Origin of the sequence: Intrasporangium calvum DSM 43043 (assembly GCF_000184685.1) — a bacterium.
GTDB classification, from domain to species: Bacteria; Actinomycetota; Actinomycetes; order Actinomycetales; family Dermatophilaceae; genus Intrasporangium; species Intrasporangium calvum.
Map to the genome: position 1 here is coordinate 3,833,166 of NC_014830.1, position 25,517 is coordinate 3,858,682.

Below are 25,517 nucleotides of genomic sequence, written 5' to 3' on the forward strand. Positions count from 1 at the left end.
CCAGCGGCATACCGTCTAGCCATGGCTGACCTGCGCCCGGTACGGCGACACGAGCACCTCAGCGCCGGCGGGACGAGCGTCATCGTGGAGATCGGCGCCGACACGATCCCGCGGGTGCTCCACTGGGGACCCGACCTCGGTGACCTCGACGACGCAGCGCTGAGCGCGGTGGCCGACGCGGCGCGGCCTACGACTGGCGACTCGGTCGTCACGCACCAGACGTCGGTTCCGCTCGTCCCGCAGCACGGCACCGGCTGGCTGGGGCGGCCCGGCATCGCGGGCAACCGGATCGTCGATGGGCGACCGGGCCCCGGCTGGTCACCCCTCTTCACCTCGGTGCAGCATGCCCGCGCCGACTCCGACGCGGTGTGCCGCCTCGTCAGCGAGGGAACCGACCCGGTCGCCGAGCTGTTCCTCACGACCGAGGTCGAGGTGCACCCGAGCGGCCTCGTGCGGGTCCGGGCCACGCTGCGCAACGACGGCACCACGCCGTATGTCGTGGGCGGCCTGGAGTGCGCCCTGCCCGTTCCGGCCGCCGCCGACGAGCTGCTGCACCTCACCGGCCACCACACCCGCGAGCGGATGCCGCAACGCCAGCCGTTCACCGTGGGACAGCTCGTGCGCGAGGCACGCGGCGGCAGAGCGGGGCACGACGCCACCACGATCGTCGCCGCCGGCGTCCCGGGCTTCGGCTGGCGGTCCGGGCGCGTGTGGTCGGTCCACGTCGCCTGGAACGGCAACCAGGTCACCGTCGCCGAGCGCACCGACGGCGGCTGGCGGCTGCTGCGCGGCGGCGAGCTCCTGCTGCCCGGTGAGATCGTGCTCGACCCCGGCGACACCTACCCGGGCCCATGGCTCGTCGCCTCGTGGGGAGAGGGCCTCGACCAGCTCGCCGGACGTCACCACGACTTCCTGCGCGCCCGGAACCAGCACCCGACGCGGGCCCGGCCGGTCCTGCTCAACACGTGGGAGGCAGTCTACTTCGACCACGACCTCGACCGCCTGACAGCCCTCGCGGAGGCGGGCGCCGAGGTGGGGGTCGAGCGGTTCGTGCTCGACGACGGGTGGTTCAGAGGCCGCCGCAACGACCGGTCCGGCCTGGGCGACTGGTTCGTCGACGAGACCGTCTGGCCCGGGGGGCTCCGGCCACTGGTCGAGCGGGTGCACGCGCTCGGGATGGAGTTCGGGCTGTGGTTCGAGCCGGAGATGGCCAACCTCGACTCGGACCTCGCGCGCGCCCACCCCGACTGGCTGCTCGGCGTCGGCCGCGGCCCGGGGCCGGAGTCGCGCTACCAGCACGTCCTCGACCTGTCGAAGGACGAGGTCGTCTCCTACGTCACCGAGCGGATGTCCCAGCTCGTCGGTGAGCTCGACGTCGCCTACGTCAAGTGGGACCACAACCGCGCGCTCGTCGACGCGGGCAGCCAGCCGTTCGGCACCCCTGCCGGCCACGCCAACGCCCTCGCCGTGCCGGGCATCATGGCCGAGCTCAAGCAGCGCCATCCCGGTCTCGAGATCGAGTCCTGCTGCGGCGGCGGTGGCCGGATCGACCTCGGCATCATCGAGGTCGCCGACCGGGTCTGGGCCTCGGACTGCATCGACGCGCACGACCGGCTCGACATCCAGCGCGGGACGAGCCTCCTGCTCCCCCCGGAGCTCGTCGGCACCCACATCGGCTCACCGCGAGCGCACACGACGGGGCGCGTCCAGCCGTTGTCGCTCCGCGGCGGCGTCGCCCTGTGGGGCCACCTCGGGATCGAGTGGGACCTCACCCGCGCGAGTGCCGAGGACCGGGCCGAGGTGGCCGAATGGGTCGCCCTGCACAAGGCCCTCCGCCCCCTGCTCCACACCGGCCGGGTCGTGCACGCCGACCTCTCCGGGGACGCATTCCGACTGGAGGGCGTTGTCGCCCAGGACGGCTCACGAGGCATCTACGGGTTGGCCGGGTACGACCGCCCACTCACGTCCTCCTACGGCCGTATGCCGCTGGGCGGGCTCCACGACGACGTGACCTACCGCGTCAGCCTCCTTCCCCCCGGCGACCGGGCGACCGTCGGGCGCCGACCGGTGTGGCTGGACTCGCCCGTCACCCTGACCGGGCGGGTCCTGCGTGAGGTCGGGCTCGAGGTGCCGATGCTGCTGCCGGACGGCTACCTGCTCATCGACGCCAGCGCCGACTGAGGCAGTGAGGTCAGCGGCATACGGCACGATGAGGTGTGTGACGGAGGATCCGCGCGCGTGGGTGCTGCACGTCGACCTCGACCAGTTCATCGCCGCGGTCGAGGTCCTGCGGCGTCCTGAGCTCGCCGGCAAACCGGTCATCGTCGGCGGCCGCGGCGACCCGACCGAGCGAGCCGTCGTGTCGACCGCGTCGTACGAGGCGCGGGAGTTCGGTGTCGGGTCCGGCATGCCGCTGCGGCTCGCCGCCCGCAAGGCGCCCGACGCCATCATCCTGCCGGTCGACGCCGACGCCTACAACGCGGCCTCCGAGCAGGTGATGGCGTCCCTGCGCGCTCTCGAGAGCGAGCACGGCCGGGTCGTCCTCGAGGTGCTCGGCTGGGACGAGGCCTTCATCGGCGTCACCACTGCGGACCCCGAGGCCTTCGCTCGTCACGCGATGGCGGCGGTGCTCGAGGCGACGCAGCTGCACGCGTCGGTCGGCATCGGGGACAACAAGATCCGGGCCAAGATCGCCACCGGCTTCGGCAAGCCGCGCGGAGTCTTCCGGCTGACGAAGGACAACTGGCTGGACGTCATGGGCGACCGGCCCACGATCGATTTGTGGGGGGTCGGCTCCAAGGTCTCCAAGCGACTGGCGGGCCTCGGGATCGACACGGTTCGCCAGCTCGCCCACTCCGACGAGTCGGCGCTCGTCGCGGAGTTCGGCCCGAGGATGGGGGCCTGGTATCGCGAGCTCGGGCGTGGCCTCGGTTCCGCCGTTGTCGACGACAGGCCGTGGATCGCCAGGGGTCACAGTCGCGAGACGACCTACCAGCAGAACCTCACGACCCCCGAGGAGATCCGCGAGGCCATCCGGGTGCTGGCCGAGCAGGCCCACGCGGACACCGCCAAGGAGGGCCGACCGGTCTTCCGGGTGACGTTGAAGGTGCGTTACGCGCCGTTCTTCACGCAGACGAAGGCGAGCAAGCTCAAGGCACCGACCCACGACAGGGACGAGGTCGTCGCTGCCGCCGTGGCTCTGGCGGACAAGCTCGAGGCCGGCCGGGAGGTGCGCCTCCTGGGCGTGCGAGCCGAGATGGTGATGCCTGACGAGGGCGACCCGGCCGAGCGGACGCCGGTCCGCGGCCGGCTCTGAGTCACCTCAGGGGTCGCGGGGGCGGAGCCCCTCCCAGCGGGCGAGCCGGTCGGCGATCTCGCGCTCCTGCTCGAGGTGGAGCCGGGCCCGGTCCTGCTCGGTGGCCGCCGTCATCAGACCTCGGTAGACGGCGAAGACAGCCACCGCCGTGACCGCGTAGGCCACGATCGCGAGCGGGACCGCGCTGCTGCCCCCACTGAAGGCCGACCGGAACAGATGGAGGAACGCCGCCGCCGCCCCGGCGACTCCAGCGACGACGAACCACACGATCGTCGCCCTCGTCACGCTCGAATGCACGGCGTCACTCTCGCACAGGCCGCGGCTCCATCGACAGTGCACCTCCGGCGAGACGGCGGCTTCCGTGTCCCTGCGGACCCGGGCACTAGGTTTGGGTCATGGTCCGCGGAGAACGCAACGTCCTGGGCGGCGACCTGGCGGAGTGCAGCACCGACCCCCTCACCGGGTTCTACCGCGACGGGTACTGCACGGCCGGCCCGGAGGACCGGGGCAGCCACACCATCTGCGTCGTCGTCACCGCCGAGTTCCTCGAGCACCAGCGGAGCGTCGGCAACGACCTGGTCACCCCCCGCCTGGAATGGCGCTTTCCCGGGCTCGAGCCCGGCGACCGCTGGTGCGTGGTCGCCAGCCGCTGGCTCGAGTCGCACCAGGCCGGCCTCGCCGCGCCCGTCGTGCTCGCCGCCACCCATGAGCGGGCCCTGGACGTGGTGCCGCTGCAGCTGCTCCAGTCATACGCGGCCGACGTCCCCGACGACCCCAGCTCGCTGCTCTGAGCGGTCGCGGTCACAGCACGGTTTGAGAGCAATCTGACCATTTCTTCCCACGGCGGGCGCTGAGGTCCGAGAATCAGGGTCGGCGCCCCTGTTGATCCTCCCCGTCCCCGAGCGGCGCCACCGGAGGGGTCCATGCGGGTCGTCCGACTCGGCGTGACGCGCACCGGTGCCGCACTGCTCGCGGCCACCGCGATCGCCGGCGCCTCGTCGTGCTCCACCCCCAACGCGCAGGTCGAGCTGAGCCAGGCACCGGCCGGCTCTCCGGCGTCCCCCACCGTGACGGTGACGGTGCCTGGGTGGCGAACCGTGACCCACACCCTGACGGCGACGACGACCATCGTCACCCCGACGACGGTCCGGGCGACGCCGACGGTCACCGTGACGCTGCCTCCACGGCCGGCCGCGACATCGACCGTCCCGTTCAGCGAGGCGGCCGCCCTGGCCGGCTACGCGGCGATCATCCGCGACATCGCCGCCCTCGACGCCACCGGCGGCGCGGGATCGACGGCGGCGGTCCAGTTCGAGTCCCTGGCCCGCCACCTGACCCAGCTCGAGACGATGGGGGCGCCTCCCGGCCTCGACCCGCCGAGCTGGTTCGGCCGGGTCATCTCCCTGCGGCTCTTCGCCGACGCCGCATCGGCGGAGGCACTGGCTGGCTCGCCCCAGGCTCCTGCCCGCTTCGCGGTGATCCGCTCGGAGGTGGGCGTCCTCCTCGCCATGGTCAACGGTGCCCTCCGCACCAACCTCACGCTCCCTCCACCTGCGTCGCCGACGCTGCGCTGACGCTGACGCGGACGCGGACGCGGCACGGGCCGGTGAACCGCGCAGGCCGATCTGTCGTATCCACATCCGCCAGCCCATCCCGTCAGACCACGCAACCCTGGAAGGACTCACCATGCACCGAACCCGTTTCGTCACCGCCGCGGCCACCCTTGCCGCGGCCGCCGCGCTCCTGGCGCCCACCACCGCCCTGGCAGGAGGCCGGCCGTTCACCACCGACCTCATCGGGGCCGACGAGCCGGCCGGGGGTGACCCGGACGGCATGGGCACCGCCCACGTCTGGGTGAACGTCGGCCAGACCGAGGTCTGCTACGACCTCGCCGTCTCCGGGCTCGACCCCGTCGTCGGCGCGCACATCCACAGCGCGCCGGCAGGCATCATCGGCCCGATCGTCGTGCCGCTCGAGGCACCGGTCGACGGCACGTCACGTGGCTGCGTCGACGTCGACATGTCGCTCGCCAAGGCGATCCTCAAGGCGCCGCAGACCTTCTACGTCAACGTCCACACGACCGCCTACCCAGGGGGTGCAGTCCGCGGCCAGCTCGGCTGATCGCAGTCGAGGGCACGCGGGGTTCGGCGAAACCGTTGCATCCGGCCCCGCCGAGGAGCAGGCTCACCCCACAGACTCAATGGGGAGGACCACATGCATCATCCTTGGCGCTTCCGCGCCGTCCTGGCCGCAACGGTCGGGGCCGTGCTCGCCGTCCCGCTGCTCGTCGCACCGTCCCAGGCCGCCGACGGCCCCGCCGGTCCGGCCGCAGCCCGCCCGGGCAAGCCGCTCACGGCGATGACCCGCAACATCTACCTCGGCGCCGACATCAACCGTCCGGTCCTCGCGGCCCAGCAGGCGGCCGCCCAGCCGGGCGCGACCCAGCAGTCGATCATCACGGCCCTCGCGGTCGCGACCGACGCGACCCGACGCATCGTCGACCAGACGAGCTTCCCGGTCCGGTCGAGGCTGCTCGCCGCGGAGATCGCCGCGGCCGAGCCGGACCTCGTGGGGCTCCAGGAGGTCGCCCTGTGGCGGTCCGGGCCGTTCAACCCGGCAGCCATCGCCGACCCGAGCGCGTCGACCGTCGACTACGACTTCCTCCAGATCCTCCTCGACGACCTCGCAGCCCTGGGTGCCGACTATGACGCCGTCAACGTCGGCGCCCGCGCCGACGTCGAGGCGCCGGCCTTCACCCCCACCGGACAGAACAGGCGCAACGTCCGCCTCACGATGCACGACGTGATCCTCAAGAAGGCCGACAACTCGTTCCGGGTCACCGGCATGGACGACCAGATCTTCGACGCCAACCTGCCCGTGTCCATCGCGGGGATCCAGCTCGACTTCTCCCGCGGGTACCAGTGGGTCGACGTCCTCGCCGGGAAGCGGAAGCTCCGCTTCGTCAACAGCCACTTCGAGGCGTTCAGCTCGACGCTGGCGCTGCTCCAGGCGCAGCAGACGGTGGCTGAGGCGACCGCCGACGACCGGACCACCGTCTTCGTGTGCGACTGCAACTCGGACCCGCTCGACAGCTCGGTCAAGGAGAACGACAACAACGTCCCGCACCAGGCCCCCTACCAGCTGATCACCGGCCCGGGCGGCTACACCGACCAGTGGCTCGAGTGGGCACCCGCCGAGCAGGGCTGGACCTCCGGGCTCTCCGAGCTCGTCAACGACGAGACCGCCGCGAAGTTCGACCACCGGATCGACATGGTCTTCTCGCACACTCTCAGCGGACGGCCGCTCGGGGTGGACGCGGGCTTCATCACCGGCAACGAGGTCACCGACCGTGACCCCACGACCGGCCTCTGGCCCTCCGACCACGCCGGCGTCGTGCTCCGCGTCCGGGGTTGGTGACCCCACCCCGCACCTGACGAGGCCGTATGCCGCTGAGCCCGCTCAGCGGCATACGGCGTGCTTGCGTGGTGGCCGGGAGCGGCAGGGCAGGATGGGGGCATGTCCTCGCGGAGCGGTCACCAAGGAGTCGTCGAGCGGGCGGTCGCCGAGTACCGCGAGCGTCACCCGCAGCTCGTGGAGGCCACCCGCCTCTTCGTCGAGATGGTCCAGGACCTCCTCGACGACGCCGGCATCAACTATCTGAGCGTGTCCGGTCGGACCAAGTCGGTCGACTCGTTCCGCGGCAAGGCCGAGCGGATGGCCGACGGAGTTCCGCTGCACCCCAGGCCGAGCGAGGACATCACCGACGTCATGGGGGTGCGGGTCATCACCTACGTCCAGGCCGACGTCACCGCGGTCGCCGACCTGCTCGCCCAGGAGCTCGCCGTCCTCGACGACCGCGACCTCGGGCTCGAGACGGCCCGCGCCGGACGGTGGGGCTACGCGAGCCGACACCTGCTCGTCGCGGTCGACGCCAGCCGCACCGTGCCCGCGGCGTACGAGCCGCTCCGGCGGCTCAGCGCGTCCGTGCAGATCCGGACGGTGCTCCAGCACGCCTGGGCCGAGTTCGAGCACGACATCCGCTACAAGGGCACGGTGCCCGAGGAGCACGCCTCCGACCTCGACCGACGGTTCACCCTGGCGGCCGGACTGCTCGAGCTGGCCGACCGGGAGTTCGCCGCGATCCGCGACCGGCTCCAGGTGGCGATTCCCGCGGAGCCGCAGGAGGACCAGCCACCTGCCGAACCGCAGATCGGGTCGCAGGACCTCGCCCGGTTCCTCGCGAGCCGGTACGCCGACGCCGGCTGGTCCCGGACCGACCACTACGCGTGGATCTCGGGGCTGCTGCGCGACCTCGACATCACCGACGTCGAGACCCTCGAGAAGGTCCTCGCTCCGGTCGACACCGCCCTGATCACCGCACGGATGGGCTACAAGTACCCGCCCGGGGCCGTCCGGCACCTCGACGACGCACTGCTCGAGGCGTTCGGCAGCCGCTACGTGGAGCTCCCGGGGAACGCGCACCGGCGAACCGCCCTTGCGGCGAGGCTGGCGAAGCTGCGCGCCTGACCGGCCGGCGCGCGGCCCGGGCCTACTCGCGGGCGAGCATCGTCACCCCGAGGCCGATCATCATCGAACCGCCTGTCGCGCCGAGGTGGTCGAGCCGCCTGGGATGCCGCGCGAACCACTCTCGAGCCTTGCCCGCGACCAGCGCCCACACGCTGTCCGAGCAGATGGCCATCACGCCGAAGGCCACCCCGAGCACCGCCATCTGGGCACCGACATGGCCGGCGCTCGCGCGGGTGAACTGCGGCAGGAAGGCGACGAAGAAGAGGATGGTCTTGGGGTTGGTCACCCCGACGACGAAACCGATCCGCAGGGCGTGCCCCCGCTTCGAGGCCATCTGACCCTCCAGAGCCACGCGGGCGGCCGCCCGGTCCCGGATCGCCTGGATGCCCAGCCAGATGACATAGCCGGCACCGGCGATCTTGACGACCGTGTAGGCCGTGGCACTGGCGGCCACCACCGCGCCGAGACCCACCGCGACGAGAAGCACCTGGGTCGTGATGCCGAGGCCGTTCCCGACGACCGACAGCAGCGCCTCGCGACGCCCGACCGTCAGGGCGCGCCCGATGGTGAACAGCAGGCTCGGTCCCGGGACCTGGATGAACAGGATCGAGGCGATGAGGAACGCGATCCACTGGTTCGACGTGGGCACCCCCTCAGTGTGCTCCTGCCCCTCCGACGGCGGGAGGTGCGGTCAGTCGGCGCGGTCCACCGGTGGCAGCGGACCGAACGTGAAGCCGTGCGTGGCGGACTCACGTGAACCCTGCGCGAGCGGCTCCTCGGAGAACCCGTCGGCGAGCGCCGCTGCCACGTCGAGGAAGGCCCGTCTCGTCCCCCGCTGGAGACCGGACAGGGTGGTGCGACCGCCCGCCTCCAGGGTCGCGTCCCACGGCACCATGGTCACTTGGCGGCAGCGGCTCTCGAAGTGCTTGCGGGCGAACTGGACGATGGGGTCGCTCTCCCGCTCGATGCCGTTGACGACGACGACGGCCGAGGCGACGAGCTCGTCGTGGCCGTGCTCCTCGAGCCAGTCGAGCGTCTGCGCGCCGGCCTTCGCGCCGTCGAGCGCAGGGCGCACGACGAGGAGGAGCTGGTCCGCCTCGTTGATCAGGCCCTGGTTGGCGCTGTCGAGGATGCCCGTCCCGGTGTCGAGCATGATGAGGTTGTAGAAGTGGTCGAGCAGCGACACTACCTGGCAGTAGGCGTCCCGGTCGAGGCCCTGGGCGATGCGGGCGTCGTCGTCGGAGGCGAGCACCTCGAGGCGGGACTCCACGCACTGGGACGTGTAGCCCCGCATGTGCGCGAAGGACCGGACCCGGCCCGAGTCGGCGAGCAGGTCGGTGATGGTGCGCTGGCAGTCGCCCGCGATGCGGTGGGCGAGGTTGCCGGCGTCGGGGTTGGCGTCGACGGCGACGACCCGGTCGCCGCGCACGGCCGCGAAGGTCGACCCGACGCCGACGGTGACCGTCGTCTTGCCGACGCCACCCTTGCGGCTCATGACGACGATGCGCCGGGTTCCGTCGAACGGCGTACGGACGCGGTTCATCAGCTGGTTGCGGCGCATCTCGGACAGGCTGGGAGGCAGCCGCAGACGGCCCCCGGTCAGGTCGGTCAGCAGGTGCCGCCAGCCGCTCCGGGCCGCCTGCCCGCGGCGGCCGAGGACGGTGGCCTCACTGAAGTCCGACGCCGTGGGCCGGTGCAGGGGCGCCGGCTCGGACGAGGGCGACATCTCGACCGGGGGCGACGTCTCGGCCGGGGGCGACGTCTCGGCCGGCTCGAACGGCTCGGACGGTTGGGCCAGAGCGTTGTGGAGGGCGTGGGGTTCCATGAGTGACCCTTCATCGGGGACCAGCAGGGCGCAGCCCGGCGCTTGATGTGCCAATTCAACCGTGCTCGTGCGCGACTCGGCACCCGGGTCGGCACATGAGTGCATGTCCACCGCCTCACCGCCGATATGTCCATTGGCAACGCTCGCAGCTTTTGGTTGACTCGAAGCATGCCGACTCGGGTGGCAGCGGATCGCATCGTGGGTTCCATCGAGGCAGCGGCTCGGGACTTCGCCTCCCAGCCGCCGGACCGTCCCGTGCGCCTGGCCAAGCGCACCTCGAACCTCTTCCGGCACGGGAGCGCCCGCAACCGGGCGAGGACCGGTCTAGACCTCGGTTCCTTCCGGGGCGTCTTCGACGTCGACCCCGAGTCGAGAACGGCTCGCGTCGGTGGCCTGACCACCTACGAGGAGCTCGTCGACGCGCTCCTGCCAGAGGGATTCGTGCCCCTCGTCGTGCCGCAGCTGCGCACCATCACCATCGGCGGCGCGGTGACCGGGCTCGGGATCGAGGCGTCCTCCTTCCGCAACGGACTTCCCCACGAGTCGGTCCTCGAGATGCGGGTCCTCACCGGCGGCGCCGACGGCCGCGGTGAGGTGGTCACGGCGAGGCCCGACAACGAGCACGCCGAGCTCTTCCGCGCCTTCCCCAACTCCTACGGCTCCCTCGGCTACGTCCTCGACCTCGTCATCGAGCTGGAGCCGACCTCTCCCTACGTGGCCCTGCGCCACGTCCGCTTCGACGACCTCGACGGGCTCACCGACGCGATCCGGCTCGTCATGGACACCCGGGTGTGGGAGGGCCAGCGGGTTGACTTCGTCGACGGTGTCGTCTTCGGGGCCCGGGAGGCCTACCTCACCCTCGGTCACTGGTCCGACCGCGTCGAGGGGCAGCCGAGCCCGAGCGACTACACCGGCGACCGCATCTACTACCGGTCGCTCCGGGAGCGGCGCTCCGACGTCCTCACCGCGCACGACTACCTGTGGCGCTGGGACACCGACTGGTTCTGGTGCTCCGCGGCGTTCGGCGCCCAGCACCCCACGATCCGGCGTCTCTGGCCGAAGGGCAAGCTGCGCAGCGACGTCTACTGGAAGATCGTCGCCTTCGAGCAGCGCCACGGCGTCATGGCCGCCATCGACGCGAGACGCGGGCGGCTGCCCCGGGAGAGGGTCATCCAGGACGTCGAGATCCCCTTGGACGGGACCGCGGAGTTCCTCACCTGGTTCCTGCACCACGTTCCGATCGAGCCGCTCTGGGTGTGCCCGATCCAGCTGAGACGCAAGGACGGTGCCAGCGGGAGCGAGCCCAGCGGCATACGGCCCCCTCTCGACGAGCCGGGCGACCACGGGAGCCCACCCTGGCCGCTCTACCCGATGCAGCCCGGCGTCCCCTACGTCAACGTCGGCTTCTGGTCGTCCGTCGAGATCCGGCCCGGCGCCCGGCCCGGCGACGTCAACCGGGCCATCGAGGCGAAGGTGACCGAGCTCGGGGGGCACAAGTCCCTCTACTCGGACGCCTACTACGACGAGGCGACGTTCGCGCGCCTCTACGGCGGCGCAGCCATCGCCGCGGCCAAGCGGCGCTACGACCCCCGCGGACGATTCCCCACCCTCTACCAGAAGGCGGTGCAGGCACGATGACGATCTCGGTTGGACAGGCCTTCGAGCGCATCCTCGGCAGGGACGCCCACCTGCGCGTCGTCGCGTGGGACGGCTCCGCGGGCGGTCCCGACGACGGGCTCACGATCCGGCTCCACTCACCGAGGGCCATCAGCTACCTGCTGACCGCACCGGGCGAGCTCGGGGCGGCCCGCGCCTACCTGCAGGGCGAGCTGAGCATCGACGGGATGGACGAGGGCAACCCGATCGAGGTCCTGCGGCACCTCGGTGGTGACTTCAGCGCGAAGCTGCCCGCGTGGCGCGACCTTCGCGAGATCGTCGGCGTCGTCCGAGCCACCGGGATCAGCGTGCCCGAGCTGCCGCCCGAGGAGACGCCGAGCCAGCTGCGTCGCCTCACCTACGGGCTGCGGCACGGCCGACGCCGTGACGCGGCGGCGATCCACCACCACTACGACGTGGGCAACGACTTCTACGAGTACGTCCTCGGGCCGTCGATGACCTACACCTGCGCGGTCTTCGAGACCCCCGAGACGACGCTCGAGGATGCCCAGTTCGCCAAGTACGACCTCGTCGCGCGCAAGCTCGGGCTCGCACCGGGCATGCGGCTGCTCGACGTCGGCTGCGGGTGGGGCGGCATGGTGCGGCACGCGGTGAAGCACTTCGGCGTCACGGCCCTGGGGGTGACCCTCTCGCGGGAGCAGGCGGCGTGGGGGCAGGAGGCGATCCGGCGGGACGGGCTGGAGGGCCGGGCCGAAGTGCGCCACGCGGACTACCGGGACGTCACCGAGCGCGGTTTCGATGCGATCAGCTCGATCGGCCTGACCGAGCACATCGGGGTGAAGAACTACCCCGACTACTTCCGGTTCCTCCGCGAGCACCTCCGGGACGAGGGGCGGCTGCTCAACCACTGCATCACCCGGCCCGACAACCAGCACCCGGGCCTGCCGACCCGCGGCTTCATCAACCGCTACGTCTTCCCCGACGGCGAGCTGACCGGCTCCGGGCACATCGTGCGGGTCATGGAGGACGAGGGGTTCGAGGTGAAGCACCACGAGAACCTCCGCGAGCACTACGCGCTGACGCTGGCCGGCTGGAGCGCGAACCTCTCGAAGCACTGGGACGACTGCGTGGCGCTCGCCGGGGTGGGCCGGGCGCGAGTGTGGGGCCTCTACCTGGCCGGTTCGCGGGTGGGGTTCGAGGACAACGGGATCCAGCTGCACCAGGTCCTCGCGACGCGCACGAGCGAGTCGGGCGCGTCCGGGTACCCGTTGCGCCCGCAGTTCACCTGAGCTCGGCCGGACCGGATGCCGCTGGGCTGGCGCGGCGTCAGCCCATGCCCCCCAGGTCGACGCTGTAGGCCTCGTAGACGAGGTCGCCGCCGGCCTGGCGGTGCCGGATGAGTCGCCCGACGAGGATGGTCAGCTCCTCGCGGAGGGCGAACAGGTCGGAACCTGCTCCATCGTGCTCGAGGCTGGCGAGGTGGTTGTGGATCTGCTCACGGAAGGCCACGTGCTCGGCGAGCAGCCGGGTCACCGCGCCGCCGAGGCGAGGTGCGCTCTGCTGGGCGCGGTCGTAGATCCCGCCCTGGCTCTCGGTGATGGCGATGTGCTCGTCGAAGTCCTGGGCCAGCACGGTCAGCGCGGCTCGTACCCGGTCGCGCCAGGTGCTGGCCTGGGCGATGGGGGCCTCGAGGGCCCGGACGACGCCGCGCACCGCGTCGCGAAGCTCGGCCCGGTGGGCCCGCAAGCGCTCGATGTGCTCGGTGAACTCGCCGCTGGGAGCGGCACCGGCACCGGACGGGGCAGGGTCGGTCTCGGCTGGTGCGTCGGGGAACATCGTGGTGTCTGAACTGGCATCCATGCGGCCTCCTCGGGTGGCTTCCATCGTGGTCCTCGACTGCCCCGTCGTCCACCCCTGCGCGCCGACTTATCCGGCCGCCCGTGTGACCTTCGCCTCAGGCGAGCGAGAGGAAGAGCTTCTCCATGTCGCTGATGTCCATCGCCTCACCGTCGGGGTTGGTGATGCACTCCTTGAGGCCGGTCGCGATGACCGCGAAACCTGCGCGGTCGACGGCTTTGGACACGGCCGCCAGCTGGGTGACGATGTCACGGCAGTCCCGGCCGTCCTCGATCATCTTGACGATCCCGCCGAGCTGGCCACGAGCTCGGTTGAGACGACGGATCACGGACTGCATCTCGGCGACGTCGAGCTCCATGGCTTCCTCCTCCGGTTGAAATATGCGCGAGTTTGGCCCATGATACCCCGCCGGGTATCCAAAAACCTCACATCCGGAACCGGGCCAACCCGGAGGTGTCCTTCGTCAGTCTCGCCGGAGCACGACGACGGTGTCGAGGGCCTCTCGAGGTCCCTCCTCCGTCTCGACCGGGCGGACCCGGATGCCGGCGTGCTCGACCACCACGGGCAGCCCGTCGACCGCGTCGACGACCTCGTCCGGGTCGTAGAGGACGTCGCGCGAGCTCGGGCCGCCCCAGCCCTCGGCGAGGTTGCGCCCGGCATGTCCGACGACGAGGACGCGCCCGCCCGGACGCACGGCCTCGACGCCGTGGCGCAGGGCCACCCGCAGCTCGGAGGCGGGGAGCTGGAGGTAGCAGAACAGCGCGAGGTCGTATGCCGCTGGGCCGCCTGGCGCCGGCACCGTGGCGTCGGCGACGAGTGGGGTCAACCGACCCGCCTCCGCACCGAGGAGCGCGTCCGCCCGGGCCCGCATCCGTTCGACGGCGACGCTCGAGTAGTCGGTGGCCGTCACCGTCCAGCCCTGCTGGGCGAGCCAGATGGCGTTGCGCCCCTCGCCGGCAGCGATGTCGATGGCCGTGCCGGCAGTGAGGGGCGCGACGATCTCCTCGACGAAGCGGTTGGGCTCGGCCGACCAGACCAGGTCAGCCGTGGCGTATCGCTCGTCCCAGTCCTTGGCGTCCATCTCCGCCCTCCTCTGCGCGTCTTCCGCTGCCCCGCTGGGCCCGTCCATTGTGCGCCGCAGCTGGTCCCGGCGCCGCAACGGGTCTGATGGATCACCATCCGGCGCCGGCTGCGCGGGAACGTCCTAGCGTGAGGCGTGGAGACCAAGGGGGTTGGCCCATGAAGGCACTCATCATCCACGAGTCCCTGTTCGGCAACACCAGGGCCGTTGCCGAGGCCGTCAAGCGCGGACTGACGCGCAGCAGACCCGACGCCGTCGACCTGCTCCGCTCGGACGAGGCCCCGGGCGTCATCCCGGAGGAGGTCAGCCTGCTCATCCTGGGCGGACCGACACACGCCTTCAGCATGACGCGCCCGTCGACGCGCACCGACGCCGAGGCCAAGGGGGCGAAGGAGCACGTGCGGCTCGGCATCCGCGAGTGGGTCGACGCCGTCGTCCCACGCCCGGAGCTGCCCGTCGTCACGTTCGACACCCGCGTCAAGGTCAGGCTGATGCCCGGATCGGCTGCCAAGTCCGCCGCCCGGGCGCTTCGCGCGCGGGGCTTCCGGCGGGTGGAGCAGGGCGAGACGTTCTGGGTGGAGGACACCGACGGACCGCTCAGGACCGGCGAGCTCGAACGCGCCGAGGGGTGGGGGCACGAGCTCGGTGCCCGGTCGGACCTCCGGCCGGGCGCGCCGGCGGGGCGCTGAGTCACCTCCCGTTCAGCCGCGCGGCTCCGCGAGCCAGGCTCGGACAATTGCGACGAAACGGTCGGGCACCTCGAGCTGCGGTGTGTGCCCGACGTCGGCGAGTCACTCGGTCCGCCAGCGCGGCGCGGGTCGGCCGCGGCGACCCGGCGCGCCGCCGAGATGGGGACCAGTCGGTCTGCCGCACCGTGGATGAGCAGGACCGGGGCGGTGACCGCGCGCGCCGAGGCCGTGGACGAGGACGAGGGGCGCGACCGACGGGTCCCCGCTGGGACCCGACGGACTCACGGATGCGGGCCCAGCGGCATACGGCCCGGTGCTTCGTCATGACCGAGCGGGATCCCGACTACGTCGTGCTCGGGGAGACCCGGACCTACTCGTTGAGTCGATCACCCGCGCGATCCGCCTCATCGAGAAGGGCGCCCGGTTCATCGCGACGAATCCCGACCCGAGCGGCCCGAGCCCGTTCGGGACCCTGCCGGCCACCGGGTCGGTGGCCGCACTCATCTCGACCGCGACCGGGCGGCAGCCCTACTACGTCGGCAAACCGAACCCCCTCATGATGCGCAGCGCCCTCAACCGGCTCGACGCCCACTCGGAGACGACGATCATGGTCGGCGACCGGATGGACACCGACATCGTCTCCGGGCTCGAGGCCGGCCTGCGCACCGTCCTCGTCCTCACCGGGTCCACGCGCCGCGAGCAGGTCGAGACGTTTCCCTACCGGCCGAGCCGGATCGTCGAGTCCGTCGCCGACCTCATTCGCTTCGTCGACCACGGGAAGCCGACCGCCCACTGAGGTGCCGGAGGCCACCGAGCCGGCTCAGCGGCATACGGCCTGCTCATGGCACGTGCTGAGGCGAGGACAACCGGTCGACGCGCTCGGCGGAGGCGAGCTCCCACGCCTCGACGAAGGCCCGGAACTGGTCGGCGTCCAGCTGCCGGATGACCTCCTGCGCCCCCTCCGTGTCACAGGCGGTGAGGACCGCCTCGAGCGCCTCGCCCGCCTGGAAGGCCTCCACGGCAACGAGCGGGGCGTAGGGCAGGAGCGGCAGGTCGTTGACCGTGGTCCCGTCAAGAGTGAAGTCGAAGCGGTTCTCGGGCAGGCCCTTGCGGGAAGGCGGGATATGGAAGGCCATCGAAAGGGCTCCTTCGGGATGGTGGCCGTTGCCGGTCACTTGGGTGGATGTCGCCACGGCCACGTGCCGCGGGCGATGGGCCGGAGGGGTCTGGTCGGGCTGGCTCCGGAGGTGGCGCTTGAGCTGGTCCCCCTCGACGTCGAGGTTGGGCAGGACCGCCGAGAGTCGGCGCGGCAGCCACCAGGCGGCCTCGCCGAGCACCGACATGACGGCAGGGACGAGGGTCATGCGGACGAGGAAGGCGTCGACGAGGATGCCGACGGCGAGCGCGAGGCCGAACTGCTTGATCATCGGGTCCGCGCTGAAGATGAAGCCCGCGAAGACCGAGACCATGATGATCGCCGCGGCCACGACGACACGGCTCGCCTGGTCGAACCCGTGGACGATCGCGTCGCGACCGCGGTGGCCGTGGACATGCGCCTCGCGCATCGAGCTGACGAGGAACATCTCGTAGTCCATGGCGAGGCCGTAGAGGATGCCCGTCACCATGATCGGCAGGAAGCTGAGGACGGGCCCGGTCGTGTCGAAGCCGAAGAGGTCCTTGAGCCAGCCCCACTGGAAGACGGCGGTCACGACCCCGAAGGTCGCGCCGATGCTCAGGAGGAAGCCGAGGGTCGCCTTGAGGGGGATGACGACGGAACGGAAGACGAGGAGCAGGACGACCAGGGAGAGTGCCACGACGATGCCGATGTAGAGCGGCATGACGTCCGCGAGCTTCTCGGAGATGTCGATGTTGACTGCGGTCAGGCCGGTCACGCCGAGGGCGACGCCCTCGGTCCTGGTCACCGTCGGCCCTGACGCCCGCAGAGTGTCGACGAGGTCGGCGGTTGATGCGGCGTCCGGCCCCTCCTCCGGGATGACGGTGAAGATGGCCGTGCCGCCCTGGGGGTCCGCCCCCATGAGACTGACCGCCTTGACGTCGGGGGTGTCCCGCAGCCCGGTGGTGAGCCGGGCGACGTCCTCCTGGCCCAGCCGGCTGCCGTCATCGGGGGTGGCGACCACGACGAGGGGCGCGTTGTAGCCCTCGCCGAAGCCGCGGGTGATGGCGTCGTAGGCCTGCCGCTCGTCCGTGTCGAGGTTGGCGGTGGACCCGTTCGGCATGCCGAGCGAGATGTCGGCCACCGGGACCGCCGCCAGGCCGAGGACCGCGACGACGCCGACGATCGCGAGCCACCGGTGCCGGACGACGCCTCCGGACCAACGGTGGGCGAGGTGGCGGTGCTCCTCCACCGTGAGGCTCCTCCCGCGGGCGCGCGCCTGGGCACTGGCGATGCGCTCGCCGACGACGCCGAGGAGGGCGGGCAGCAGGGTCAGGGCCACGAGGACGGCGAGGACGACGGTGGCGGCCGCGACGAGGGCCATCGTCGTGAGGAAGCTGATCCCGATGAGACTCAGCCCGGTCAGCGCGATGACGACCGTGATGCCGGCGAAGAGGACCGCGCTGCCGGCGGTGCCGATGGACCGCGTGGCCGCCTCCTCGGCTCTGAGGCCCTGGGTCACGATGAGGCGGCGCGTGCGGTTGACGATGAAGAGCGCGTAGTCGATGCCGACGGCGAGACCGACCATGAGCGCGAGGACGGGAGTGGCCGTCGTCATGGTGATGGTCTGCGAGAGCGCGAAGGCGCCGCCGAGGCCGATACCCACCCCGGTCAGCGCGGTGAGGAGCGGCAGCCCCGCGGCGCGGAGCGACCCGAGCGTGATGAGCAGCACGAGCGCGGCGATGCCGAGACCGATGGCCTCGTGACCGCCCACGGGCGCCTCGATGGGCTTGAGGGACTCGGTGGTGAGGACGTCCACGCCGGTGCCCGCGGTGGCGGCCTCGGCGAGGTCGGTGACCCGTTCGACCGTTCCGTCCGGGAGGTCCTGGACCTGCTCGGTGAACTGGATCTGCAGCATCGCCACGGAGCCGTCCTCCGACACGACGACACCGGGGACCGGCTGGCCGCCCACGACGAGGGGCCGTATGCCGCTGGGCTGGCTCCCCTTGTCACCGGCACGGGCGGCGGGAGCGGGCTCAGCGTCCGGGGCGGACGCTCCCGAGGAGGACGCCTGCTGGCCGCGGTCGGCCACGGTCGGCAGGTCGCCGATGGTCCGTGCCGCGTCGGCGATGCCCTCGGCTCGGTCGCCCGAGTCCAGACGGTCTCCCGCGGGCACGGTGAAGACGACGGTGCCCTGTCCGCCGGCGGCGTCCGGCAGCTCGGCGCGGAGCCGGTCGGTCACGTCCTGGCTCTGGGTGCCGTCGATCGTGACGCTGGAGGAGATCTTGCCGCCGCCGTTGGCGACGGCGAGCCCGACGATGCCGCCGAGGACGAGGAGCCAGAGCGCGATGAAGGCCCACGGCCGCCGGTACGCGGTCCGACCGAGTCGGTAGAGCAGGAGGGACATGGTGAAGCCTTTCGGGTAGGCCGGCATCGCGGCTCGTCGGCCGTGGTGGCCGGGCGGGCTCGGCGGAGGGTCGGCGGAGGGTCGGCGCCGGAGCGGGGAGTCAGAAGCCCTGGCGCAGGTGCGTGAAGACCGTGGTGAGGAACTCCTCGACGGTGACCGCGTCAGCTGGTAGGTCAACTGGGAGGTCAGCGGTCTCGGCCACGGAGGTCGGATCGCCGGGGAACCGAATCGGGACGCGCCCGTCGAGCACGGACATCAGGGCGCCGTAGGCAGCCCCCACCAGGATGTGGCTCGACAGGCGCGAGACGTTGGAGCCGGCCCGTGCGGACACCGCGTCCTGGGCGGTGCGACGGATCTGGAGCTGGACATCGGCGAGGTAGGGCTCGAGACCGCGGTGCTCGCTTGCCAGGCGTCGCAGCTGCTGCAGGAGCGGCAGCATCCCGCCCGAGAGCTGGTGCCGGGCGAGGGCCATGAGCCAGTCGAGGAGGGCCGTGTCCTCGGGGACGCTCGGCAGGGTCTCGAGCCCGTCCTTGAGTCGCTCGACCGCGAGCCCGGTGATCGCCTCCTCCTTGCACGTGAAGTGGTTGGCGAAGGTCCGGCGCGAGTAGCCCGCCCGCGCCGCGACATCGTCGATGGTGAAGCCGTCGACCCCGCGCTCGACCGCGAGGTCGAACGCCGCCTCGGCCAGAGCGTGCGCGGTTGCGCGGCGCTTCGCCTCCCGCAGTCCTGTCTCGGTCATGTCCACAGGATTGCACAATCTTGCCCATTGGGCAATCTTGCCCATTGGGCAGATCAGAGGCGGGCGATGACGGCGTCGAGCATCACCTCGGTCAGCTTGCCGGTGAAGGTGTTCTGCTGGCTCACGTGGTAGCTGCCGAGGAGGCGGACGTCGGTGCCGTCGGGGAGGGCCAGCGCGGCCTCGGCGCCGTGCCCGAAGCGCGGCTTCGGCCGCGGCACCTGCCAGCCCAGGCGGCGGGCCGCTCCCAGGACGCCGTCCCAGCCGATCGAGCCGAGCGCCAGCAGCGTCCGCAGACCGCCCGGTCCGGCCGAGGTGAGCTCCAGGTCGCGGGCGAGCCACCCGGAGCACGTGGCCTTCTCCTCGGTCGACGGCCGGTTGGCCGGAGGCGCGCACCTGACCGTCGCCACGATCCGGATCCCCGTGAGCTCCAGACCATCACCGGCGGCGACCGAGGTCGGTTGCGACGCGTAGCCGGCACGGTGGAGCGCAGCGTAGAGCCAGTCCCCCGAGCGGTCCCCGGTGAACATCCGGCCCGTCCGGTTGGTGCCGTTGGCGGCAGGGGCCAGCCCGACGATGAGCACGGACGCCGCCGGGTCCCCGAAGGACGGACCGGGCCGGCCCCAGTAGGGCTGGTCGGCGAACGACGCTCGGCGCCCCCGGGTCGCCACCGACTCGCGCCACGCCACGAGGCGGGGGCAGGCCCGACACACCGAGACCCGCGCGTCGAGCTCGGCGGGTGTCAGCGCGGCCGCGCCGAGCCGACGCACCTCCGCCGCGGTCGCCGCAACCGGCGTCGCACCGGTGGCCGGGTCGCCCGGCCAGCCCGTCCCCGGCGGCACGGGGGACGGGAAGAGCTGGCCCGTGACCGGGTGTGGGTCGAGGCGCTCACTGGGCATGGACCGACTCTGCCACCCAGCCCCGTCCGTCGGCTGCTTCCCCCGCTCCGAAATGGCCAGCGCGCCAGGCGGCAGGGGGCGCACGAGCGCTCTACAGTGAGGCGACAGGAGAGGACCTACACGTCATGTGGCAAACGGCGACTGCGCGGACGCCCCCGCTCCTCTTCGCCCGCGTCGAGCTCAAGGCCCGGCTGTTGTTGCCGGGAATCCGTCGTTCCGTCGTCGAACAGGCCCGCGAGCTGCGCGAACAGGGCGGCACCCAGCCGGAGCGACTCGCCCGCGCCCTCGAGCGACTCGCCGCGGACCGGGTCAGCGACGAGGCACGCCCTGTGCTGGATCGGGTCGAGTCGGCCCGGCGGGCCCTGCTCCGCAGCGCCGAGCGGGTGCCGTGGGCCGAGGACACCACCCAGTCGGTGGCGCTCATCTGCGCCCGGGCCTCGCAGCCCCCCTCGGGAGCCCGCCTGCTCCACCACGTCGTCGCGGCCTGGCAGCCCACCCGCGCCCTCGAGCTGGGCACCTGCGTGGGCGTCTCAGCGGCCTACCAGGCGGCCGCGATCGCTGGGAGCGGCACGGTCACCTCGCTCGAGGCCTACCCTGCGCTCGCCCGCCAGGCCGAGCAGCTCTGGGAGCGGGCCGGCATCGACAATGCCCGAGTCGTCGTGGGCCGCTTCGCGGAGACGCTCGCCCCCACCCTCTCCGAGGCGCCGTGGGACTACGTCTTCATCGACGGGAACCACCAGGGACCCGCGACGGAGCGCTACGTCGAGCAGGCGGCGCGGGCCACCGCGGCCGGCGCCCTGCTGGCCCTCGACGACATCGACTACAGCGACGGCATGCGCGCTGCCTGGCAGTCCGTGCGCCGGCGGCAGGACGTCGCCGCGAGCGCCGTGGTCGGCAAGATCGGGCTCCTCGCCCTGCGCTGACCCCGGCTGGGGCTCGGGAGCGAGCCCAGCGGCATACGGCCGGCTCGGCGGCGAGGATCATGGGGAGCACGCGGGCGACGCCAGCTCGATGAACCGGAACGACGGGAGCGGCGTCTCCGGGGGCAGGAGCGCCGAGGGAGGTTGGTCAGATGCCGCTCGACGAGGAGGCCGTCGAGGCGATCTACCGCGAGCACGGGCCGATGCTCCGACGCGTCGTGTGGCGGGCGACGAGCGATCCCGACCGGGTGGAGGACATCGTCCAGGAGACGATTCTGCGCGTCTGGCGGCAGGCCCCGGAGGCCGACAGCCTGCGCGCCTACCTCATCACGACGGCCCGGCACCTCATCGTGGACCAGCACCGCGCGGCCGGGCGACGGCCCCAGCAGGCGCGCCTCGTCGACCTCCCCGAGGCGGAGTCGGCGATCGACCGGGCGCTCGACCAGGTCCTCGTCGAGGAGGCTCTCGCGCGGCTGCAGCCGGCGCACCGGGAGGTCGTCACGTGTCTCTACTACGAAAGGCTCTCGGTGGCCGAGACCGCAGCCCGGGTGGGGGTGCCCGAGGGCACCGTGAAGTCCCGCGCCTACTACGCCGTGCGCAGCCTGCGCGTCGTCCTCGACGAGATGGGGGTGACGAGATGAGCGCCGACGGCGAGGAGACCCACGTGCTGCTGGGCGGCTACGTCCTCGGCGGGCTGTCCGACGAGGACCACCGCGCGTTCACCGAGCACCTGCGCACGTGCCCCGCGTGCCAGGCGGAGCTCGGCCAGGTCTCCGGGCTCCCCCGGCTGCTCTCGCTCGTCGAGCGACCACCGACCGAGGAGCCGTATGCCGCTGGGCTCGCTCCCGGAGAGGAGGCACCCGAGGTGGGGGCCGGGTCCGCTGCGGCGGGTCCGCCCACCCTGCCGGGCCTCACCGACCTCCTGGCCGAGGCACGGCGGCGCCGTCGACGGCGGCGGGACTGGCTGGTCGCCGCGGCGGGCGTCGCCGCCGCGGGGGCCTTCGGCGCCGGAGCCTGGCTGGGCCCCGGGCTGCTCGACCCGCCGCCCCCGTCCGAGCACTACACGGCGACCGCACCCGCCGGGTCGACGGCGCAGGTCGGGGTCCACCTCGTCACTCGAGGGTGGGGCACCCAGCTCGACCTCGCCTGCTCGAACATGCCGGTCGGCGAGGAGATCACCCTCTACGTCATCGACGCGGCCGGGCGCGAGTCGCCGGCCGGGTCCTGGCTGGGGACGCGATCCGGCTACGCCACCGTCACCGGGGCGACGGCGCTGCGGCCGGAGCAGATCCGGTCCATCGAGGTGCGCACGGCGGACGGGACCCTCATCGCGGCCGTGCGGACCTGAGGGGGCGCAGTCGTGATCGTGGGCCGGATGCGTGGGAGGCTGACCACATGGCTGACGACCTGCACATCCAGCACCGGATCACGTCTCTGATCGACGAGGAGCACCGCCTGCGTGAGGCCCTCCAGCACGGGTCCATCTCCGCGGAGGACGAGCGGGCCCGGCTCGGCACGATCGAGGTCGAGCTCGACCAGTGCTGGGACCTGCTCCGCCAGCGCCGGGCGAAACGGGAGTTCGGCGCGAACCCCGACGAGGCTCAGGTCCGCGACCCGAAGACGGTCGAGGGGTACCTCGGCTGAGGAAGCCACGACCTCCCGATCGCGTTGAGCGATCCACCCGACCGAGCGCGGCGTCGGAGCTAAGGTCGCTGTCGTGATGATCGACGTTGCGGCGGCCGACGGTCCGGCCGAGGCCTGGCTCGCCCGACCCACCAGCGCGAGAGGGGAGCCCCCCCTGCCCGGGGTCCTGCTCTTCATGGACGCGATCGGGTTGCGGCCCCGGATCTTCGAGATGGCGGACCGCATCGCGTCGTGGGGATACGTCGTGCTCGCCCCGAACGTCTTCTACCGCGACGGAACGAGTGCCGAGACCACACCGGGACATCCGCTGGAATCGGAGGAGGCGCGCCGGGAGTTCTTCAAGGTCGCCTCCGGCCGCATCGCGTCGCTGACGGCGAAGCGCGCGGTCGCGGACATCGCCGCGTACGTCGAGGCGCTGACGTCGCTGGAGGACGTGCGGACACCGGTCGGTGTCGTCGGCTACTGCATGGGGGCGCGGCTTGCCGTCCGAGCGGCTGCCGCCCACCCCGACATCGTCGCCGCCTGCGGCGGGTTCCACGGCGGCGGCCTCGCCGGCGACGCCGCTGACAGCCCGCACCTCGCGCTCCCGGCGTCGCGCGCCGAGTTCGTCTTCGGCCACGCCGACCACGACCCCAGCATGAACGCAGAGGCGGTCGCCCGCCTCGACGAGACGCTCCGTACCGCCGGCCTCACCGCGACGAACGAGATCTATCCGGGAACAGCCCACGGGTACACGATGGCCGACACGGGGGTGTACGACGAGGCTGCGACCGAGCGCCACTTCGCCGCGCTGAAGGACCTGTTCGCGCGCACCCTCGGCTGAGTCTTTCCGCCAGATCCCGTGCCGGGGCCGGCGGGTCGGGATCGGGCTAGGCTCGGTGCCGTGGCTGGTGGCGTGCGGGCAGCGGTGGTCCTGGGGTCGGGTGGGGCGAGAGGCTATGCGCACATCGGAGCGCTCCAGGTGCTGCGTGAACGGGGCCTGGAGGTCGTGGCCATCGCGGGCACGTCCATGGGTGCCCTCGTCGGGGGGGTCGCTGCCGCGGGTCGGCTGGACGAGTACACCGAGTGGTCGTTGTCGCTGACGCAGCGCGAGCTGTTCCGTCTCCTCGACTTCACCCTGTCCGCGCCCGGCGGGGCCATCCGGGCCGAGCGGATCATCGGCAAGGTGGGCGAGATCCTGGGCGGCGCGACGATCGAGGACCTGCCGATCCCCTACACGGCCGTCGCCACCGACCTCGCGGCGCGGCGGGAGGTGTGGTTCCAGCACGGTCCGGTGGTTCAGGCCATCCGAGCCTCGATCGCCATCCCCGGCGTCATCACCCCCATCGTCATCAACGGCCGCACGCTCGTCGACGGCGGCCTGCTCAACCCCCTGCCCATCGAGCCGACCGCAGCCGTGAGCGCGGACGTGACCGTGGCCGTGAGCCTCTCCGGGCCGAGAGCCCCGATCGGCCATGCCACCCCCGTGAAGGAGACCTCCGAGACGAGGCCCTTCGACGAGTGGACGTCCCGGCTGCGGCGCAGCACCGCCGAAGCCCTCGAGTCCGACCGGCTCCGCGCCCTCGTCGGTCGCTTCGGCGCCGGCCACCGCCGTGACGAGACAAGAGAGACCGAGGAGGCGGTCGACGCGACGGCCGACGCGACTGGGGACCTGGTTGCCGCGGCTGCGGAGGCCGCCGACTCAGACCTCTCACCGACGGCAGCCGCCGCGGAGTGGGTGGTCGGGAAGGCCGACATCGGGACGATCAACCTGCTCAACATGAGCTTCGAGACGATGAGCGCGCTCATCACGCGCTACCGGATGGCCAGCAACCCGCCCGACATCCTCATCACGGTCCCCTACAACGCCGTCAACACGCTCGACTTCCATCGGGCAGCCGAGATGATCGACCTCGGCCGCACGCTCACGACCCAGGCCTTGGACCGAGCCGGCCTCTGACCGCAACGCGCTCTGCCGCCCCCGTGCCCGTCTGTCCTCACATCAGGTCATCACGACAACCCCTGGCGAGCACGCCCGGGTTGTTGGGGCGGTGCGTCCCAGCGGCGGACCGGAGAGCGGCGCGCTACTGGCCGGCCAGCTCGGCGACCATCGGAGCCAACACGTCGGCGGAGTCGGCGCCCAGGACGAAGTAGGAGTAGCCGACCTCCTCACGGCGGCGCTGGACCTCCTCGGCAGCGGCGGCGGGGTCGTCCGGGAGGACGGCCAGCGAGTCCGCTTCCCGCAACGCGGCCGGGTCGGTGTCTCGCGCGGACGCCATGAACGGCGCGACCCTGTCGCCGACGACCGGAACGTGCAGCGCGAGCTCGACATCTCGCACGGTGCCCAGGTCGCGGGCCATGCCCGCCACCGCGGCCCGAGTGTCGCTCGCGAACGAGGCGATGGTGACCGTGTCCGCCACTTCCAGGGCGAGCGCTTGCGCCTTCGGCCCCCGAACGGCCATGACAACCGGCGTGTGGCCGTCCGGACCGTCCAGATCTCGCAGTGCCGTCACCGTCTCGCGGACCCGGGCCAGCCTCCCGCTCGGTGATGAGACGGGCAGGCCAAGATCCCGCAGCTCATCCTCGATCCCGGGCCTGCCGGTGCCGATGCCCATCTCGAAGCGACCCTGCGTGAGCACCGACATCGAGTGGGCCTCCCACGCGGCGCTCCAGGCAGGCCGCAGTGGCGAGGCATAGACCCAGGTGCCGACCCGCAGGTTCGTCCGGGCTGCCGCCATGGCGAGCGTCGGAGCGGGGGCGGGCTGCCAGCGCGGCACGTCGGGCATCAGCAGGGTCGAATACCCGCTGTCGGCGAACCGCTGCACCTGGTCCAGCCACGTGGGCACGTCCGACAAGAGGGGCGCGACGACTCCGAATCGAAACGGTCGGATCATGGGGCGTCTCCG

At 72.1% G+C, this 25,517-nt stretch carries 26 protein-coding genes and 1 pseudogene; 17 read left to right on the forward strand and 10 right to left on the reverse strand.

Annotated elements, in window-relative coordinates:
• Positions 1-21 precede the first annotated feature (21 nt).
• Both INTCA_RS17435 and INTCA_RS17440 read left to right on the forward strand, forming a co-directional pair.
• A complete protein-coding gene (locus INTCA_RS17435) occupies positions 22-2,181 on the forward strand; it encodes an alpha-galactosidase (protein WP_013494248.1) in 2,160 nt (719 codons plus the stop codon).
• Between the two features lie 28 nt (positions 2,182-2,209).
• A complete protein-coding gene (locus INTCA_RS17440; RefSeq protein WP_013494249.1) occupies positions 2,210-3,316 on the forward strand; it encodes a DNA polymerase IV in 1,107 nt (368 codons plus the stop codon).
• 6 nt (positions 3,317-3,322) lie between these two features.
• Here INTCA_RS17440 and INTCA_RS17445 read toward each other — a convergent pair whose 3' ends face one another.
• Entirely contained in the window at positions 3,323-3,613 is a 291-nt protein-coding gene (locus tag INTCA_RS17445) for a hypothetical protein (RefSeq protein ID WP_041307930.1), read from the reverse strand.
• 98 nt (positions 3,614-3,711) lie between these two features.
• On the opposite strand from INTCA_RS17445, the gene INTCA_RS17450 reads away from it, so the two are divergent.
• The 5 genes from INTCA_RS17450 (at position 3,712) to INTCA_RS17470 (ending at position 7,843) form a co-directional block, all read left to right on the forward strand.
• On the forward strand, positions 3,712-4,107 hold the full coding sequence (locus INTCA_RS17450; protein WP_013494251.1) for a DUF2237 family protein: 396 nt from the start codon (positions 3,712-3,714) through the stop codon (positions 4,105-4,107).
• A 132-nt stretch (positions 4,108-4,239) separates the two neighbouring features.
• Positions 4,240-4,890, forward strand: a complete 651-nt coding sequence (locus INTCA_RS17455; RefSeq protein WP_013494252.1) for a hypothetical protein — start codon at positions 4,240-4,242, stop codon at positions 4,888-4,890.
• Between the two features lie 112 nt (positions 4,891-5,002).
• Complete coding sequence (locus INTCA_RS17460) at positions 5,003-5,437, forward strand: CHRD domain-containing protein (RefSeq protein WP_013494253.1); 435 nt, start codon at positions 5,003-5,005, stop codon at positions 5,435-5,437.
• Positions 5,438-5,530: 93 nt separating this feature from the next.
• Positions 5,531-6,733: an exonuclease/endonuclease/phosphatase family protein gene (locus INTCA_RS17465; RefSeq protein WP_013494254.1), complete on the forward strand. Its 1,203-nt coding sequence runs from the start codon at positions 5,531-5,533 to the stop codon at positions 6,731-6,733.
• A gap of 99 nt (positions 6,734-6,832) precedes the next feature.
• A complete protein-coding gene (locus INTCA_RS17470; RefSeq protein WP_013494255.1) occupies positions 6,833-7,843 on the forward strand; it encodes a GTP pyrophosphokinase in 1,011 nt (336 codons plus the stop codon).
• A gap of 22 nt (positions 7,844-7,865) precedes the next feature.
• Here INTCA_RS17470 and INTCA_RS17475 read toward each other — a convergent pair whose 3' ends face one another.
• Both INTCA_RS17475 and INTCA_RS17480 read right to left on the reverse strand, forming a co-directional pair.
• Complete coding sequence (locus INTCA_RS17475; RefSeq protein ID WP_013494256.1) at positions 7,866-8,492, reverse strand: LysE family translocator; 627 nt, start codon at positions 8,490-8,492, stop codon at positions 7,866-7,868.
• 42 nt (positions 8,493-8,534) lie between these two features.
• Positions 8,535-9,668, reverse strand: a complete 1,134-nt coding sequence (locus tag INTCA_RS17480; protein ID WP_013494257.1) for a nucleotide-binding protein — start codon at positions 9,666-9,668, stop codon at positions 8,535-8,537.
• Between the two features lie 168 nt (positions 9,669-9,836).
• On the opposite strand from INTCA_RS17480, the gene INTCA_RS17485 reads away from it, so the two are divergent.
• The gene (locus tag INTCA_RS17485) at positions 9,837-11,306 is read left to right on the forward strand and encodes an FAD-binding oxidoreductase (RefSeq protein ID WP_052338052.1); all 1,470 of its coding nucleotides are present in this window, start codon (positions 9,837-9,839) and stop codon (positions 11,304-11,306) included.
• Positions 11,303-12,574, forward strand: a complete 1,272-nt coding sequence (locus INTCA_RS17490; RefSeq protein ID WP_013494259.1) for an SAM-dependent methyltransferase — start codon at positions 11,303-11,305, stop codon at positions 12,572-12,574. The genes INTCA_RS17485 and INTCA_RS17490 overlap by 4 nt, the downstream gene beginning before the upstream one ends.
• Positions 12,575-12,611: 37 nt before the next feature.
• Here INTCA_RS17490 and INTCA_RS17495 read toward each other — a convergent pair whose 3' ends face one another.
• From INTCA_RS17495 to INTCA_RS17505, 3 genes are all read right to left on the reverse strand, one after another.
• Positions 12,612-13,145, reverse strand: coding sequence for a hypothetical protein (locus INTCA_RS17495; RefSeq protein ID WP_013494260.1), 534 nt, complete (start codon positions 13,143-13,145; stop codon positions 12,612-12,614).
• Positions 13,146-13,239: 94 nt separating this feature from the next.
• Entirely contained in the window at positions 13,240-13,500 is a 261-nt protein-coding gene (locus INTCA_RS17500; RefSeq protein ID WP_013494261.1) for a metal-sensitive transcriptional regulator, read from the reverse strand.
• A 105-nt stretch (positions 13,501-13,605) separates the two neighbouring features.
• Complete coding sequence (locus INTCA_RS17505; RefSeq protein ID WP_013494262.1) at positions 13,606-14,223, reverse strand: class I SAM-dependent methyltransferase; 618 nt, start codon at positions 14,221-14,223, stop codon at positions 13,606-13,608.
• A 158-nt stretch (positions 14,224-14,381) separates the two neighbouring features.
• Between INTCA_RS17505 and INTCA_RS17510 the strand changes: the two genes are divergently transcribed.
• Entirely contained in the window at positions 14,382-14,912 is a 531-nt protein-coding gene (locus INTCA_RS17510; RefSeq protein ID WP_013494263.1) for a flavodoxin family protein, read from the forward strand.
• A 317-nt stretch (positions 14,913-15,229) separates the two neighbouring features.
• Positions 15,230-15,708 (forward strand): annotated as a pseudogene (locus tag INTCA_RS17515) (HAD hydrolase-like protein); the annotation flags it as partial.
• 43 nt (positions 15,709-15,751) lie between these two features.
• Here the strand turns inward: INTCA_RS17515 and INTCA_RS17520 are convergent.
• The 3 genes from INTCA_RS17520 to INTCA_RS17530 all read right to left on the reverse strand — a co-directional run bounded on the left by INTCA_RS17520 (position 15,752) and on the right by INTCA_RS17530 (position 20,068).
• Positions 15,752-18,460, reverse strand: coding sequence for an MMPL family transporter (locus tag INTCA_RS17520; RefSeq protein WP_234423832.1), 2,709 nt, complete (start codon positions 18,458-18,460; stop codon positions 15,752-15,754).
• 73 nt (positions 18,461-18,533) lie between these two features.
• Positions 18,534-19,172 carry a TetR/AcrR family transcriptional regulator gene (locus INTCA_RS17525; protein WP_169312934.1) on the reverse strand — a complete coding sequence of 213 codons (639 nt, stop codon included), beginning with the start codon at positions 19,170-19,172 and terminating at the stop codon, positions 18,534-18,536.
• 53 nt (positions 19,173-19,225) lie between these two features.
• Positions 19,226-20,068 carry a uracil-DNA glycosylase gene (locus INTCA_RS17530; RefSeq protein WP_013494266.1) on the reverse strand — a complete coding sequence of 281 codons (843 nt, stop codon included), beginning with the start codon at positions 20,066-20,068 and terminating at the stop codon, positions 19,226-19,228.
• A gap of 125 nt (positions 20,069-20,193) precedes the next feature.
• Here INTCA_RS17530 and INTCA_RS17535 point away from each other — a divergent pair, with 125 nt between their 5' ends.
• The 6 genes from INTCA_RS17535 (at position 20,194) to INTCA_RS17560 (ending at position 24,571) form a co-directional block, all read left to right on the forward strand.
• Positions 20,194-20,991: an O-methyltransferase gene (locus tag INTCA_RS17535; RefSeq protein ID WP_013494267.1), complete on the forward strand. Its 798-nt coding sequence runs from the start codon at positions 20,194-20,196 to the stop codon at positions 20,989-20,991.
• A gap of 149 nt (positions 20,992-21,140) precedes the next feature.
• On the forward strand, positions 21,141-21,629 hold the full coding sequence (locus INTCA_RS17540; protein ID WP_013494268.1) for a sigma-70 family RNA polymerase sigma factor: 489 nt from the start codon (positions 21,141-21,143) through the stop codon (positions 21,627-21,629).
• Positions 21,626-22,336: a zf-HC2 domain-containing protein gene (locus tag INTCA_RS17545; RefSeq protein WP_013494269.1), complete on the forward strand. Its 711-nt coding sequence runs from the start codon at positions 21,626-21,628 to the stop codon at positions 22,334-22,336. The genes INTCA_RS17540 and INTCA_RS17545 overlap by 4 nt, the downstream gene beginning before the upstream one ends.
• A 47-nt stretch (positions 22,337-22,383) precedes the next feature.
• Positions 22,384-22,632: a DUF2630 family protein gene (locus INTCA_RS17550; RefSeq protein ID WP_013494270.1), complete on the forward strand. Its 249-nt coding sequence runs from the start codon at positions 22,384-22,386 to the stop codon at positions 22,630-22,632.
• A gap of 76 nt (positions 22,633-22,708) precedes the next feature.
• Positions 22,709-23,455: a dienelactone hydrolase family protein gene (locus tag INTCA_RS17555; RefSeq protein WP_013494271.1), complete on the forward strand. Its 747-nt coding sequence runs from the start codon at positions 22,709-22,711 to the stop codon at positions 23,453-23,455.
• A gap of 60 nt (positions 23,456-23,515) precedes the next feature.
• Positions 23,516-24,571 carry a patatin-like phospholipase family protein gene (locus tag INTCA_RS17560; RefSeq protein ID WP_013494272.1) on the forward strand — a complete coding sequence of 352 codons (1,056 nt, stop codon included), beginning with the start codon at positions 23,516-23,518 and terminating at the stop codon, positions 24,569-24,571.
• Between the two features lie 124 nt (positions 24,572-24,695).
• Here the strand turns inward: INTCA_RS17560 and INTCA_RS17565 are convergent, their stop codons facing one another.
• Positions 24,696-25,505, reverse strand: coding sequence for an LLM class flavin-dependent oxidoreductase (locus tag INTCA_RS17565; RefSeq protein ID WP_013494273.1), 810 nt, complete (start codon positions 25,503-25,505; stop codon positions 24,696-24,698).
• Positions 25,506-25,517: the final 12 nt, after the last annotated feature.